Raw genomic sequence first — 14405 nt, 5'->3', positions numbered from 1 at the left:
TTTGACATTAAAAAAAGCAACAAATCTCTTGGTTAAAGAGACTTGCTGCTTCCTTCTGATATGGAGTGAAAACTAAAATCCGAAGTTATTTGGACGCCTTTGGCTTTGTTGTTTTAGCTGGTTTAACAGCTGCCGGTTTGGTCGTTTTAACAGCTGGCTTTGCTGTTGCTTTCGCGGGAGCCACAGCTTCCTTTACAGGAGTCGTTGCTGCACTAGGCTTAGCGCCAGCTTTTAAGCTGTATTTGGCAAAGCCGTCTGCCGCGCTGCTCAAGTAAGAAATTTGTTGATTGCCTGCTAGCACGTCTTTGGCATCAGGAGAGGACTCGAAGGTAACCTTTGCCTGACCAAAAGGAGCAATAGACCAGTTGCCATCCGCCGAAGGATTAATCGTTCCGTTCGTACGGATATAGTCAATAACTACTTGACGACTCTCATCCGGTGCTGCCATCACAATTCGTTTGCCATCTGGGTTGGCCAGTTTGGATGAAGAAGCACGATAGTTATTGGTGGCTACAATAAATTTTTGCGCAGGATCAATAGCCTTCCCATTGTATTGCAGATCCTTGATGCGATGTGCTGAAGAATCAATAATAGTTCCCTTGGCATCATATCGTGCAGGCTGAGTTACATCAATCTGGTAATTCACACCGTCAATGACATCAAAATTGTAGGTTGGGAAATCTTTGTTGATCAACGATTGCTCCTCAGTTTGCTTTGGATCAATACGGTTGAACTGACCCGCAGACCACTCCAGCCATTCCTGAATTTCAGCACCGGTCACTTCTACAGCATGAACCGTGTTCGGGTACACATACAGGTCGGACACGTTTTTAATCGCTACCGTACCTTCAGGAATATTAGTGTAATACTCGGCTCCGTTTCGACCACCGGCCTTGAATGGAGCGCCTGCCGACAATACTGGAAGTTTTTCGTATTCAGTTCCTTTAAGATGGTTTTGCACATACCATTTCTGTGCATTCGTCACAATTTGAATGGAAGGGTCGTCCTGCACTAATGCAAAATAGCTGGTAATCGGTGCAGTCGTTGTTCCTACAGGCTGGCGAATATAATCCAGCGTTCCTTGATGTTCATCTTTAATTGCATCAACCAGTTTAAACTCAGGAATAAACTGCGCAGCCTGATTGGTGGTACTCACAACCGGACGTACTTGAGACTGGGAATTGATTACATTCCACTCGCGGTTCTTCTTTTCCAGGCTCAGGTCAATAATCCCCAGATCCTTGCCCCATGAAGAAGCTTCCACAGACGGTACGCCATTAATGGTTCCCTTATCCATATCTACACCCTTCATATCTTTAAAATCAGGGCCAGGGAAAGATTTATGAGCATGCCCAAACAGAATCGCGTTAATTCCGTCCACCTGGCTCAAATACTTAACGGCATTCTCCATCATTGGCGTTTGTGGCACATCCTCATAACCTGTATGCGCAAGCACAACAATAATGTCAGCACCTTCCGTCTTCATTTGAGGAATAAACTTTTTCGCCGTTTCTACAATATCCTTCGTAACGACTTTATCCTTCAAATTGGCTTCATCCCATTGCATAATTTGAGGTGTGACCAGACCGATTACACCCACTTTGAGTGTATGCTCTTCGCCCTTCTCATCCATTACTGTTTTATCAAGAATCTGATAAGGGGTAAAATAATTTTTAGTAGCTTGCCCCCCTTTATCAACATAAACGTTCGCATTTACATAAGGAAAATCAGCTCCCTTGAGCGATTTGTCCAGAAAGTCGAGACCGTAGTTGAATTCATGGTTGCCCACTGTAGCTGCATCATAGCCCATCAGGTTCATCATCTTGTAGACCGGATGGACACCGCCTTCTTTCTCAAAGGTTTTGTTGCGGGCCATATAATCGCCTAATGGGTTGCCCTGCAGCAAATCACCATTATCGAACAGCATACTGTTTCTTGTTTCACTACGCGCCTGTTGGATCAAACGTGCTGTACTAACCAAGCCATATTCGTTGGTTTCTTTGTCCGAATAGTAATCGTAGTTCATCAGTGCCCCATGAATATCCGTTGTTTCCATGATCCGCAGATTCACCGTAGCGCTATCGCGAGAATCACTAGCTGCCCAAGATGGAGCGGCTGAAAACACCAGCATGCTACAAGCTACAACTGCTGCTGTAAACCCTTTAAACCATTTTTTACGAAATAACAAAATATACCCCTCCTCATTAAGGTGTATGCCTCATATACATACTTTTGCACATATATGTAAGCCTTGAACCCACCATTTCTATTTTAATCCAACGCCAGACAAAAGAGTAGTCATTTACTTAAAATTATTTATGAAAAAATAATTAATTTTCTCAAACATAAAAAAACCAGCAAACCTCCTAAAAAAGCTCAGAGATTCACTGGTTTATCCATTTATATTCGTATTATTTCTTCCACACCTGGCGCTCCGTTTGCTGACCCACATACTCAATGCGAGTCGGATTCACGTCCAGAATGACATAATCGGGATCATCCGGTCCGGAGAACCATTCCTTCAAGGAATCGTTCCACACTTGTTTGCGCAGCCCCTCATCAGATGTAATCTGGACGGTAGCCTCCACTTCTACAACTTCCTTCGTACCGCCAACCTCATAACCCAGCAGCAGATAAGCATTTGGATTGTCCTTTAGCTCATCCACTTTATGCGTTTTGCGATCTGTCGCTAGATGAATGTTCATTCCATCGTTAAAAAGGGCCATATAGCGTACTTTCGGTTTGCCACCCTCTACCGTACCTAACGAACAAAATTTGTTGTTATCCAAAGCCTTCACAATGGCTTGTTCCAGTTGGTTGCGATCCAATGTTTCCGTTTTACCCACAGTACAACAACTCCTTTTCACGAATTAGAATTCTCTACGGCCATGCCATTGGGCACCTGCCCATCTGAACCTACCTGCGCAGCTGTTCTGAAAATAACATGACCGGATCGAATCGGATTGATTCATACTCATTTTCAGATCAAAGCTCACAGTAAAAGTGTACCCTGTCGTTCGGCAAATGAACCGTCGTCTCTCCCTTCATGCTGGACAGACCCGCATTCAAGGCATATAATCGTCGTAGTAAACCCGAATAAATGAACCCATTAAACCATACAATGCCAGGGGTGCTGGAATCGGCCGGCTGAGAGTGTGTCCCAAGACACTGACCCTTACAACCTGATCTGGGTAATGCCAGCGTAGGAATGCTTAAGCAAGATGTGCCTTTTTTACATAGGACCATCCCTTACTTTGGTATATACAAGCGCAAGCGTCCTGGAAACTCGGGGCGCTTTTTTTGTTGAGGATTAAGTTGTTGGAAAGATCGCGTCCGGCAGATGTTATTTTTATGAAAATGGGAAACTTAAGCTGTCTGATTGGATGGATAACGGGTAATCAAAAGGAGAGAACACTAACGATGAAGCGCATGAAAATATTAAGCCTGGGACTGATCAGTCTGTGGCTCATGGCCCTGACCCTGACCGCTTGCGGTGGAAGTCCCCCTACATCCCAAGAAGCGGCTTCCGCTACCGACACTCAAACGTCTACTCCGGCAAAGGGGCTCAAAGATGTTAAAATCGTGCTCGACTGGACACCCAATACGAATCATACGGGACTCTATGTCGCCAAGGACAAAGGATTCTACGAAAAAGCGGGCTTGAATGTCCAAATTGTTCAACCTGGTTCAGGCGGAGCCGATCAAATGGTTGCTTCTAATGCTGCACCCTTTGGTATCAGCTACCAAGAAGGCGTCACACAGGCCCGCACGCAAGGCGTGCCGCTTGTATCCATCGCTGCGGTGATTCAGCATAATACCTCAGGCTTTGCAGCCCCGGTAGATCGCGGAATTAAGAGCCCGAAAGATTTTGAAGGTAAAAAATACGGCGGTTGGGGCTCTCCCGTAGAAGAAGCGGTCATGAAATCCATCATGGATTCAAACAAAGGCGATGTAAGCAAAGTGAAGATCGTCAACATGGGCAATGCAGACTATTTTACAGCCGTGAAGCGGGATATCGACTTTGCCTGGATTTTCTACGCATGGACCGGAATCGAGGCCCAGCTTCGAGGTGAGCCATTGGATATGCTGTATGTAAAAGATTATTCCAAAAGCCTCGATTACTATACACCTGTAATTGTGAGCAACGAACAGACGATAAAAAATGATCCCGAGCTGGTCAAAGCGTTCATGGACGCTACCGCCCAAGGCTATGAATACACTATCGCCCATCCGGAAGAAGCCGCGGACATCTTAAGCAAAGCTGTACCGGAGCTGGATAAAAAACTGGTACTTGCCAGCCAAAAATGGCTAAGCCCACGTTATCAGGATGATGCCGCGCAATGGGGCGTGCAAAAAACGGAGGTATGGCAAAACTATTCAGACTGGATGTACGAACGCAAGCTGCTCAGCAAGCCTTTGGAAGTCGATAAAGCCTTCACAAACGACTTTTTGCCAAAGCGTTGATTTTTGTAAATCGAACTTGGAAGTAGACTTTGTGCCACTGCGCGGTCGGATGGTGCTTCCCATCGCTGTTGTACCCAGATTTCTTTTATGAATATTTAGAGGTTAAAATCTGGGTACAAAGGCGAACGCTAACGCTTGTACAGCACCATTCCGCCCACTTCGTTCTCGTTCCACTTGGTTTGTTCTTTAGTTTCATATTATCTAAGCGCTAAATAGGTGCGCTTGTGTGTAAAAAATGCCACACAAGCCACTTTAACAATAAGGTGCTTTTAAGGCGGTTGGCAGCGGAGCGGTTCATTTGAATCTGGAGAAGCGAAGCGTTCGCCTTTGCTGGGGGATTCTTACCTTTAAAATTTAATTCAAAGAATCCCACGGCAACAGCGATCGTAAGATCAAATGAAACGCGAAGCGGTCTCCCGCCTTAAACCACCATATTTTTCTCAAAACAACTCCACAATGAAGGACAGGTGAATTTGCATGGCTAATACACTGCTCAGTATTCAAGTAATCCCTAAAACTCCTAATAACGAGGACTCTTACTCGTATGTAGATAAAGCGATTGAGGTCATTCAGCGCTCCGGCGTCAAACATCAGGTGAACCCATTGGATACGACCATGGAGGGCGAGCTCGACGAGTTGCTGAAAGTGGTTAAAGAAATGCATGAGGCTTTGACGGAAGCGGGCAGCCCCAGCGTCATTTCACAGATCAAAATCGCACATAACCCACAAGGTATCAGCATGAACAAGCTGACCGAGAAATATCGCCCATGAATCCGAAAGGCAAGAACGCATCCTGGTGGAAAAGCGTATGGCCGCCCCTTGTGGCGGTCCTCTTCTTTTTAGCGGCCTGGCAGGGGGCGATTTCCTATTTGCATGTTGAATCCTGGCTACTGCCTGCTCCATCCCTCATCGTACAAGAGGGCTTGGCACAGACGGCGCTGCTTGGTGCCCATACATGGGCTACAATTCGCCTGACACTTGCGGGATTCGCTATAGGGACAGCAACGGGACTGTTGATCGCCATCGTTCTTCATACAATTCCTTTTCTCAAATCCGCCCTGTATCCGCTGCTTATCCTGAGCCAAAACATTCCGATCATCGCCCTGGGGCCGCTGCTCATGGTGTGGTTTGGTTTTGGCATGCTGCCCAAGCTGATGGTCATTACCTTAGTATGCTTTTTTCCCGTGGCTGTAGCGACCATGGACGGGCTGACACGGACGGACCGTATGATGATGAACTATATGCAGATGTCGGGTGCAGGTCGCATGGCTATTTTTATGAAGCTGGAGTTGCCGCACTCGTTGCCGCAAGTATTCTCCGGCATCAAGATTGCTGCCACCTACAGTGTGATGGGCGCAATTATTGCCGAATGGATTGGTGCGAGCGAGGGAATCGGATATTATATGCTGCTGCAAAAATCGGCCTATCGCACGGACCTCATTTTTGCCGCCATCGGCATCATTGTCGCGCTCAGTTTACTGATGTTTGTCATCATAGTACTACTGGAAAAATGGCTGGTTCGCTGGAAACCGGATCAGGAATAGCTTCCTCCTTGAATTAAATACAGCAAAGAAAGGACGTGGCACATATGAGTCTGCATCCGACAGACTTATCATCACATAACGTGGCTAATGAACAACGAGCCCGGGAACAGCAGAGTCCTTCGACTGCCCCTCCTGCTCTGGAATTAGACGGGATCACCCTCGCCTTCCGCGAAAAGCGAAGCTTACTGCCCGTACTGCAGGATGTATCCCTAACCGTCAAGCCGGGAGAATTCGTCTCCCTCATCGGTCCGTCAGGCAGCGGCAAAAGCACGCTGTTTCACATCATCGGTGGGCTACTCAAACCACAGCAGGGACGTATCCGTATGCACGGACGGGACATGACTGGTGAACGCGGGCATATCAGCTATATGCCACAGCAGCCCGCCCTTTTCCCGTGGCGTACCACGCTGGATAACGTACTGCTTGGGCAAGAAAATGCTCCACGTAAAAATACAGCAGTCCCCCCTCAGTACGCCAGTGAACGTGAACGTCGCAAAGAAGCCTTGCAATGGCTCGAGCAGGTTGGACTAGGCAAATTCGCCAAGGCGTATCCACATACGCTGTCTGGTGGAATGCAACAGCGCGCAGCCTTTCTTCGCGCACTGCTCAGCCCGCAGGAATTAATGCTGCTGGATGAGCCGTTCAGCGCACTCGATGCGCTTACACGTGCAGACATGCAGCAATGGTTATTGCGGATGTGGGAGAAAAACCGCCGCTCTGTGCTGTTTATTACCCACAGCATCGAAGAAGCGTTGCTGCTCTCCGACCGCATCTATGTGCTGTCGGCGCGACCTGCTTCGGTGGTGCATGTCGTAGATGTCCCTTTTCCCCGCCCGCGTAAGGAAGAAATAGCCCTCGATTCACTCTTTATTGAATGGAAGCGGACCATGACCGGCTGGATGCGCGAGGAAAAGTACAAACTGGACGGCGACATGGACAATGCTCAGAGCGTCCACAAGAATATCCCGGAAGATGGATTGAATCGGCATGAGTGACGTAAAAGTTCAATGTGCATTGAAATGGAACAGCCAAACAAAGCTAGGCTTGGATTTGACCACAACAAGACCCGCTCCATTAATCGACGCGCACATTCATGTAGACAGCTACCCGCCCGAACAACAGAAGCTATTGCTCGCTTCACTTGCTGATAGCAGCGTCCAAGCTGTGATAGCCGTGTCGATGCATCTGGACTCCAGCCGAGCCAATCTACGGTTAGCCGAGCGTTACCCTGGGCTAGTACGGCCAGCCTTTGGCTTTCATCCCGAACAGGCCCTTCCACCGCAAGCTGAGCTTGACCTCTTGTTCGACTGGATGGACGAACATGTACAGCAGATGGTCGCCGTGGGTGAAGTCGGCTTGCCCTATTACAATCGGCTGGAAGCCTCACAGAGCGGTTCACCTTTTGACCTCGCTCCCTACATAGTGCTACTAGAACGTTTTATCCAGTTTGCAAGTAAGCATAACAAGCCCCTTGTCCTGCACGCCGTTTATGAAGACGCAGACATCGCCTGTGACCTTCTGGAACGTCACGGCGTCACGCAGGCGCATTTTCACTGGTTTAAAGGCTCTGCCGCCACGACCGAACGTATGGCCCGGAATGGCTATTATGTCTCCTTCACACCGGATCTCCTGTACGAAGAAGAGATCCGCAGTTTGGCAACACAGTATCCGTCTGATCAGATCATGGCAGAGACAGACGGCCCCTGGCCGTTCGAGGGTCCTTTTACCGGACAACAGACACATCCACGGATGACTGCCGACGTCATTCGCACGTATAGCAAGCTGACGCATCAACCTGAATCTGCCGTCCGTCAACTATTTTTTGAAAATACGAGACGTTTTTACTCACTATCTGATTGATAAAGTCTTATCAGCAAAGAACCTCCTTATTTACGCGGAACTCCAACATGCGTAAATAAGGAGGTTCTTTTATTTTGCAGAGTTTTTTGTCGCTACTCAACTTTTATTGCTTCAAGAAACCTTTCTGTTCCAAAAATGGTTTCAACTGCAAACGTGCTGGCTCGGTCAATCTTCCGGCCATTTGCTCAGACCATGGCGTAGAGCGTTGACCACCCGTACGTTCCTTCAAATATTCCGCTGATGTGTGATCGTATACCTCTACAGCTTTCATCGTCTGATTTTTGTCGTAGCCGTTCATATGCAAAACACCGGACAGTGGAAGACGTGGACGCAAGCCCGTTTCCTGATCCGGTACACCAATACACATACCGAATACTGGATACACCAGCTCTGGCAACCCTAACAACTCAGACACCTCTGCTATATTAGTACGAATGCCGCCAATGTAGACAATGCCCAAGCCCAGTGATTCAGCGGCTACCGCGGCATTTTGTGCAGCTAACGCGGCATCAATAGTCGCAACCGTATAATTTTCAACGGACCCTTCATAGGAAGGCTGACCTGGCTGATGGTGGAGCGTGACCTGCTTCAAGCGATACAGGTCTGCGCACCATACCAGAAACGCAGGGCATTGCTCAACGTAAGCCTGCCCTCCTGCCAACTCGGCCAGTTTTGTTTTTAGAGAAGGCTCGGTAACGGCGATAACGGTATATGCCTGCACATTGCTGGACGAGGAAGCCATTTGGCCAGCTGCCACAATAGCTGCGAGCTGCTCGTCGGTAATGGGGTCTGACTTGAATTTTCGCACAGACCGGTGATTCATCAACAAGGAAATCGTATCATTCATGACTGCTTCACTCCTAATCCATAATATAAGCTCTTTATCTACTTCAAGCTGTGAGTATACGAAGAAGTTCTTGCATGCTTGCATGGCACTCCTACAAATATTATGGAACTTTCGCGAATGATAAGCAACCTGACGTGATGAAAGTTGAATGGTTTAAAAAAAACGAACAAAAAGCAAGCACGCAGAAAACCAATTGTGCGTACTTGCTCTATACTCTGATAATAACTTTATCTCGAAACAGGAGTCCGACAGCACGCTATCCTGCCGATACATCCATACACTTACAGCTTTACTCGTTGGAGACGCAGCGCATTCAGCACAACTGAAACAGAGCTAAATGCCATGGCCGCTCCCGCCAACCATGGGGCAAGAAAGCCCAAAGCGGCAATCGGAATACCGATCACGTTATAACCGAGCGCCCAAAACAGATTTTGCCGTATGTTTGTCATAGTCCGGCGGCTCATTTCGATCGCGTCAGGAATACTGTTCAGGTTGCCGCGCATGAGGGTAATATCCGCCGCCTCCATGGCCACATCCGTTCCCGTGCCCATCGCCATCCCAATATTAGCAGTAGCCAGCGCAGGCGCATCGTTAATACCATCCCCAACCATAGCTACGATCATGCCCTGTTCCTGAAGTCGTTTCACTTCTTCAGCCTTTCCTTCAGGCAGCACCTCCGCCAGCACTCGTTCAATTCCAGCCTCGGCGGCAACAGCCCGCGCAGTCCGTTCATTGTCACCCGTAATCATGATGACTTCAATGTTCATTGCGCGCAGACGGGCAACTGCCTCCCGTGACGTTTCTTTAATCGTATCCGCCACGGCCACCAGTCCAGCATAAGAACCATCCACAGCAACAAGCATCGCAGTTTTCCCTGCGTTTTCCAGATCATTCATATACTGCTCAGCTAAGTCATCTATCGCGATGCCTTCCCTGCTCATCAATCGGCGTGTACCCGCCAATACCTGTTTACCTTCCACATGTGCCTTCACACCATAACCCGGAATATTTTCAAAATCTGTCGGTCCTACCAGCTCAATGCCTCGATCTGCAATCCCCTTTACAATGGCTTCCGCCAGTGGATGCTCTGAGCTTTTTTCTGCCGCACCGAGCAACCGCAGCAGATCCTTTTCAGCCATGCCGCTTGCTCCAACCATAACATCCGTCAGCTCTGGCTTGCCATTCGTAACTGTACCTGTCTTATCCAACACCACTGCGTTGACTGAACGGGTCATCTCCAAATGCTCGCCGCCCTTGAACAGAATACCGTATTCAGCGGCACGTCCCGATCCTGCCATAATGGACGTTGGAGTAGCCAATCCAAGCGCACAAGGACAAGCAATGACGAGAACTGCAATCATTTTCTCCAGTGAGCCTGCAAAATCAGTCGGCGTCACAAGGAAAAACCATACAATAAAGGCCAACACAGCGATAGCAACAACAATGGGGACAAAAATACCGGAAATCTGATCCGCAATCCGCTGAATCGGGGCTTTGGAGTTTTGCGCATCTTCCACGACCTTGATAATACGGGCTAATGCCGTATCACCACCCACACGCTCGGCCTGGATACGTAGTACCCCGTTTTTATTGAGCGTCGCCCCTGTAACTGCGGAACCCGCTTCTTTTTCAACCGGAAGACTCTCACCACTTAACATGGATTCGTCCACTGCCGAACGTCCGTCTACAACCACACCATCGACAGGAATTTTCTCGCCGGGTCGTACAATAAAGATATCCTTCACACGTACCTGTTCAATCGGAATATCAAGCTCTTGCCCATCACGTACTACACGTGCCGTTGTCGCCTGCAGACTCATCAGGCTCTTGATCGCCTCGGACGAACGCCCTTTGGCTACCGCTTCGAACCATTTACCAACCAAAATAAGCGTAATTAGCACCGCGCTTGTCTCGTAATACAGCTCCGGCATGGTCATAACAGGCATTCCCGCCATCCCCTCCATAACATCAGCCGGACGCAGGGTAAGGTACAAGCTGTAAAAATAAGCCGCAGACGTTCCCAGTGCAACTAACACATCCATATTCGAACTGCCGTTACGAAGCGCTTTGTACGCGCCCACATAAAACTGCCAACCAATGACGAACTGAATCGGCGTTGTCAGCACTAGTTGGAACCATGGATTCAAGAACAGTTCTGGCACATAAATCCATGACGTAAAGGAAAAATGAGCCATCATCGCCCACAACAACGGAAACGAAAGCACTGCGGACACAATCCACTTCCATTTTTTACGGTGGATATCCTTACTGCGCACATCCGCGATATTGTCCTCAGCGCTCTGCGGGATCGCTCCGTAGCCTAGCTGTTCAATCTTGCTCACCAGATCACCAACCGCAATACTCCCCGCGGCATATTCCACATGAGCGGTTTCCATCGCCAAATTTACCGTGGCACCTGTTACACCAGGCATCCGATTCAATCCCTTTTCAATCCGGGTTGCACAGGCCGCGCAAGTCATGCCCGTTACATTCAGATTGGCTTCTTCACTTACAGTTCCAAACCCAAGAGAAGCAATTTTATCGCGGAATTCAGCGATCTCCACCTGCTTGGGATCATAGGATATCGACGCCTGCTCCAAAGCCAAATTCACATTAGCCTGTGCCACACCATCTATTCGATTTAAACCTTTCTCAATACGGCTTGCGCAGGCGGCACAGGACATCCCTGTAATGTGAAGCGTTGTCTGCTTGTCACCGTCGGTCGCACGGTTTTCCATGGTATAACCCTCCTCCTATACCCCAGTAGGGTATATCATATCCAAAAAGAAAAAGCTTCTAATAGGGAAGCTTCTCCTTCGAAACAAGTCTTTTCACACATAAAACACCTTCATTACTTAAACAACATCATAGCCTTGGTCTTCAATGGCAGTTTTCAGCGCTTCAACGTTCAGCTTGGACTCGTCATATTCTACATTTACTTGCTTCGTTTCGAGGCTGACCTTGGCGGTAGCGCCAACCTTCTCCAAAGCCCCTTCTACTGCCTTCACGCAATGATTGCAGCTCATGCCTTCTACGTTCAATGTAACTTGTGCCATTTTCTTTTCCTCCTCAGGGATACTTCTGTACCCATAATGTGTATGAATATTACTCTTAACGGATTAGCTTTTTGACCGTAACCAGCAGCTCGTCAATCACTTCCTGCTCTCCTGCCTGCATGCGCTCAATGACACAGCTTTTCATATGCCCTTCCAACAGCAGCTTACCGACACCATTCAGCGCGGACTGAACAGCAGCGATCTGGTTCAGTACATCGTCACAATAGGTATCCTTCTCAATCAAGCCCTTAATTCCTCGAACCTGACCTTCAATACGGTTCAACCGGGATACGAGGCTGTTCTTGAACTCTGCCGAATGATGACTTTTTCTAACTGTCTTTTCCCCGTCTGTTCCACAGTGATTCTCATGGATTTCAGTGTGGGAAACAGGTTGCTCCTCAGCCATACATCAGCCTCCTGTGTGGATATATGCATTCATGCATTTGTTATAGTCCCATCATAATATACCCCCTCGGGGTATGTCAACCTTCCAGAAAAATGTCACTTTTTCGTCTTAATTTACACCACTGTTTCTACTCAAGCGAATTAAATTGATCAAAATAAGGCTGTAGCAACTCTAACAGTTCCTCATAATCTTTTCTATCCCTCTCAGATAAACGATCTGGATATAATACACCTTTGGCCCCTGTAATGCGGGGTACATACTCGTAGAACTTCGTGAACAGTACACGAAACTTTACAAATTCATCCTCAGTCAGAACCTTTTTCGCATAGTCCAGCTCAACCTGTAAATCGATGCCTGCGTGGGCCTTTGAATCTAATGTGCCCGTAATGGCAGAATCACCGCCATCTTTTTTACCATCGTCCGTTTGGTTTAGCACTTTCCCCTGATTCAACTTGTCAAAATACGGCTCCAGCTTGGCAGATATATGATCGTATTCACGCTGTTCCTCTGCGCTTAAGCGCTCCTTGTGGAGTGCGCCGTTTTCATCCGTCATTTTTAGATTATAGGCCCCGAGCTCTCTCAATAACCCCATAAAAACAGTGAACTCCTCTTTCGTTAAATGTCCCTGCGCTTGCTGCAGCTTGGATTCTACTCTATTATATTCCTCTGGCGATCCTCCCATTTCAATTAGCTTTTCCTGTGAACCATACATTGTATCCGCCAAATAAGTGTAAGTAGCAAAGGCACCTGTTGGAATCAGTAATAACACTACGAGAAGAGTTATCACAATATACCTTTTCATAGGTTTAGTTCCTCCTTTTTCAAGCCGTTCAATTTGACTCATAATGTTTTCTTTCAATTCAGCCGGAGCCAATATGTGGTCATCATCCTGCTGCATCACCCTACGTAGTTCTTGCTCAAGCTTCATGGATCTTCTCCACCTTTCCGATTAGAAAATGTTCCTGCTGCTCTTTCAATCGAAGCTTTTGCAAAGCCGCGTGAATTCGTGATTTCACCGTGCCTAACGGTATCTCTAAAATATTGGAGATTTCCTCTTGGGAATATTCCTGCAAATAGTGCAACACAATTACCTGTTTAAGCTTGAACGAAAGCTGCTGAACTGCTTGGAGCAATACATGATTTGCAACCTTGTCCACAATTTCCTCAGAAAAATCATGAGATGTATGAAGTTCGAGCCTTTTTGCTTTGCTTGTGATTCGTAGCCTCATCCATTGTTTTCTACGGTAAGCCCGGATCTGACGCATAACAACTCCCATTAGCCAAGGCTGAAAAGGACGTCTTTCGTCAAATTGCTCAAGTGATTTATATACATGAATATAAATTTCCTGCACCACATCATCAGCATCCACTTTCTTTTCCAACAAAAAATGCACCGTTCTATAGACTGTATGAATTGTTTGATCATACAGTTCTCTGTAAGCCTCACGACTGCCAGCCAGCGTCTCCGTAACAAGAGCAATCATCAAATCATTCTTTGTCAAATTTGCCCGCCTCCTTGCGTTGTCCAATCCTGATCTCCCCCTTTCTTTCATCTCACATCTATATATTGGCAGGAAGCCGAAATATCGTTCGATTCTTTCTCAACATCAGGAAAATAGTCTCCGCATAATCATTCTTTAGCAGGACTACTCTTTTGGTAATATATTGATATAATATTAAAGCTGCAATTCCCACTTGGCTTGTATATATACAAACGAGCAAATAATAACAAATCATACGTCGAAGGAGCTTATTAGAAGTCAATGAAAATAAAGATTACACCCTTGTTACGGCTTATCCAAGGCCTATTGTGGTTTAAAATCCTTGTAATCATTATCGCAGGATGTGTATTTATTTCAGCCCAACCGACAGGTGGAGAATCGCGGTTAATCCATATGGCCTCCCGCACGCTATCCATCACACATCCACTTGAAGGTTCTACCGCTCATATGGTCGGATTTGTATTCGGAAAATTGCTCTTTCGATTACTTCCTACTATAATGATCCTGCTGTTTATTGCGACAAAAAAGTATAAACTTACCCTTACTTTACTGCTCTTCGTATCCATTTTTGGTTTAAACATCAACGGGATAGACCCTTTCTTTCCCGTTCATATCTGCATGCTTATTTCAATTCTGGTTCACAAACCATCTCGTATGTACTTAAAACAGACACCTCTGTCCGCAAAGGAAGCCGAAGATATCTCGATTGCAAAACGGTAAAAAACT

Annotated in this window: 14 protein-coding genes and 1 riboswitch; of the genes, 6 read left to right on the top strand and 8 right to left on the bottom strand. The window is 47.1% G+C overall.

From position 1 onward, the window contains the following. Positions 1–85: 85 nt before the first annotated feature. A complete protein-coding gene (locus tag NSQ68_RS02205) occupies positions 86–2188 on the bottom strand; it encodes a bifunctional 2',3'-cyclic-nucleotide 2'-phosphodiesterase/3'-nucleotidase (RefSeq protein ID WP_342427823.1) in 2103 nt (700 codons plus the stop codon). 223 nt (positions 2189–2411) lie between these two features. Further along, the gene (locus NSQ68_RS02200; RefSeq protein WP_307351848.1) at positions 2412–2846 is read right to left on the bottom strand and encodes a pyridoxamine 5'-phosphate oxidase family protein; all 435 of its coding nucleotides are present in this window, start codon (positions 2844–2846) and stop codon (positions 2412–2414) included. 270 nt (positions 2847–3116) lie between these two features. Then, positions 3117–3226: riboswitch (TPP riboswitch) on the top strand. Positions 3227–3420: 194 nt separating this feature from the next. On the opposite strand from NSQ68_RS02200, the gene NSQ68_RS02195 reads away from it, so the two are divergent. From NSQ68_RS02195 to NSQ68_RS02175, 5 genes are all read left to right on the top strand, one after another. Beyond that, the gene (locus tag NSQ68_RS02195; RefSeq protein WP_307351846.1) at positions 3421–4464 is read left to right on the top strand and encodes an ABC transporter substrate-binding protein; all 1044 of its coding nucleotides are present in this window, start codon (positions 3421–3423) and stop codon (positions 4462–4464) included. A 477-nt stretch (positions 4465–4941) separates the two neighbouring features. Continuing rightward, positions 4942–5235: an MTH1187 family thiamine-binding protein gene (locus tag NSQ68_RS02190; protein WP_013308463.1), complete on the top strand. Its 294-nt coding sequence runs from the start codon at positions 4942–4944 to the stop codon at positions 5233–5235. Continuing rightward, a complete protein-coding gene (locus tag NSQ68_RS02185; RefSeq protein WP_342427822.1) occupies positions 5232–6008 on the top strand; it encodes an ABC transporter permease in 777 nt (258 codons plus the stop codon). Before NSQ68_RS02190 ends, NSQ68_RS02185 begins: the two co-directional genes overlap by 4 nt. A gap of 44 nt (positions 6009–6052) precedes the next feature. After that, positions 6053–7003, top strand: coding sequence for an ABC transporter ATP-binding protein (locus NSQ68_RS02180; protein ID WP_342427821.1), 951 nt, complete (start codon positions 6053–6055; stop codon positions 7001–7003). Continuing rightward, the gene (locus NSQ68_RS02175) at positions 6996–7868 is read left to right on the top strand and encodes a TatD family hydrolase (RefSeq protein ID WP_342427820.1); all 873 of its coding nucleotides are present in this window, start codon (positions 6996–6998) and stop codon (positions 7866–7868) included. The genes NSQ68_RS02180 and NSQ68_RS02175 overlap by 8 nt, the downstream gene beginning before the upstream one ends. Positions 7869–7971: 103 nt before the next feature. Here the strand turns inward: NSQ68_RS02175 and nfsA are convergent, their stop codons facing one another. The 6 genes from nfsA to NSQ68_RS02145 all read right to left on the bottom strand — a co-directional run bounded on the left by nfsA (position 7972) and on the right by NSQ68_RS02145 (position 13661). After that, the gene (gene nfsA / locus NSQ68_RS02170; RefSeq protein WP_029514690.1) at positions 7972–8715 is read right to left on the bottom strand and encodes an oxygen-insensitive NADPH nitroreductase; all 744 of its coding nucleotides are present in this window, start codon (positions 8713–8715) and stop codon (positions 7972–7974) included. 281 nt (positions 8716–8996) lie between these two features. Then, positions 8997–11453 carry a heavy metal translocating P-type ATPase gene (locus NSQ68_RS02165; RefSeq protein ID WP_342427819.1) on the bottom strand — a complete coding sequence of 819 codons (2457 nt, stop codon included), beginning with the start codon at positions 11451–11453 and terminating at the stop codon, positions 8997–8999. A gap of 117 nt (positions 11454–11570) precedes the next feature. Further along, positions 11571–11771 (bottom strand): copper ion binding protein, encoded by a 201-nt coding sequence (locus NSQ68_RS02160; RefSeq protein ID WP_029514688.1) that lies wholly within the window; start codon positions 11769–11771, stop codon positions 11571–11573. Positions 11772–11826: 55 nt separating this feature from the next. Next, positions 11827–12177, bottom strand: a complete 351-nt coding sequence (locus tag NSQ68_RS02155) for a metal-sensitive transcriptional regulator (protein WP_103046733.1) — start codon at positions 12175–12177, stop codon at positions 11827–11829. A gap of 127 nt (positions 12178–12304) precedes the next feature. Next, the gene (locus NSQ68_RS02150; protein ID WP_342427818.1) at positions 12305–13105 is read right to left on the bottom strand and encodes a DUF3600 domain-containing protein; all 801 of its coding nucleotides are present in this window, start codon (positions 13103–13105) and stop codon (positions 12305–12307) included. Then, positions 13095–13661 carry a sigma-70 family RNA polymerase sigma factor gene (locus NSQ68_RS02145; protein ID WP_342429050.1) on the bottom strand — a complete coding sequence of 189 codons (567 nt, stop codon included), beginning with the start codon at positions 13659–13661 and terminating at the stop codon, positions 13095–13097. Before NSQ68_RS02145 ends, NSQ68_RS02150 begins: the two co-directional genes overlap by 11 nt. Positions 13662–13940: 279 nt before the next feature. Between NSQ68_RS02145 and NSQ68_RS02140 the strand changes: the two genes are divergently transcribed. Next, a complete protein-coding gene (locus tag NSQ68_RS02140; protein WP_342427817.1) occupies positions 13941–14399 on the top strand; it encodes a hypothetical protein in 459 nt (152 codons plus the stop codon). Positions 14400–14405: the final 6 nt, after the last annotated feature.

Origin of the sequence: Paenibacillus sp. FSL L8-0158, assembly GCF_038592965.1 — a bacterium.
In the GTDB taxonomy this organism is placed as follows: domain Bacteria; phylum Bacillota; class Bacilli; order Paenibacillales; family Paenibacillaceae; genus Paenibacillus; species Paenibacillus polymyxa_D.
Note: the sequence above shows the minus strand (reverse complement) of the source record. Positions and strands in the feature narration are given on the sequence as shown.

Coding starts and splice junctions, on each gene's coding strand:
- NSQ68_RS02195 (WP_307351846.1), top strand. CDS start 3,421: ATGAAGCGCATGAAAATATTAAGCCTGGGACTGATCAGTCTGTGGCTC.
- NSQ68_RS02190 (WP_013308463.1), top strand. CDS start 4,942: ATGGCTAATACACTGCTCAGTATTCAAGTAATCCCTAAAACTCCTAAT.
- NSQ68_RS02185 (WP_342427822.1), top strand. CDS start 5,232: ATGAATCCGAAAGGCAAGAACGCATCCTGGTGGAAAAGCGTATGGCCG.
- NSQ68_RS02180 (WP_342427821.1), top strand. CDS start 6,053: ATGAGTCTGCATCCGACAGACTTATCATCACATAACGTGGCTAATGAA.
- NSQ68_RS02175 (WP_342427820.1), top strand. CDS start 6,996: ATGAGTGACGTAAAAGTTCAATGTGCATTGAAATGGAACAGCCAAACA.
- nfsA (WP_029514690.1), bottom strand. CDS start 8,715: ATGAATGATACGATTTCCTTGTTGATGAATCACCGGTCTGTGCGAAAA.
- NSQ68_RS02165 (WP_342427819.1), bottom strand. CDS start 11,453: ATGGAAAACCGTGCGACCGACGGTGACAAGCAGACAACGCTTCACATT.
- NSQ68_RS02160 (WP_029514688.1), bottom strand. CDS start 11,771: ATGGCACAAGTTACATTGAACGTAGAAGGCATGAGCTGCAATCATTGC.
- NSQ68_RS02155 (WP_103046733.1), bottom strand. CDS start 12,177: ATGGCTGAGGAGCAACCTGTTTCCCACACTGAAATCCATGAGAATCAC.
- NSQ68_RS02150 (WP_342427818.1), bottom strand. CDS start 13,105: ATGAAGCTTGAGCAAGAACTACGTAGGGTGATGCAGCAGGATGATGAC.
- NSQ68_RS02145 (WP_342429050.1), bottom strand. CDS start 13,661: ATGATTGCTCTTGTTACGGAGACGCTGGCTGGCAGTCGTGAGGCTTAC.
- NSQ68_RS02140 (WP_342427817.1), top strand. CDS start 13,941: ATGAAAATAAAGATTACACCCTTGTTACGGCTTATCCAAGGCCTATTG.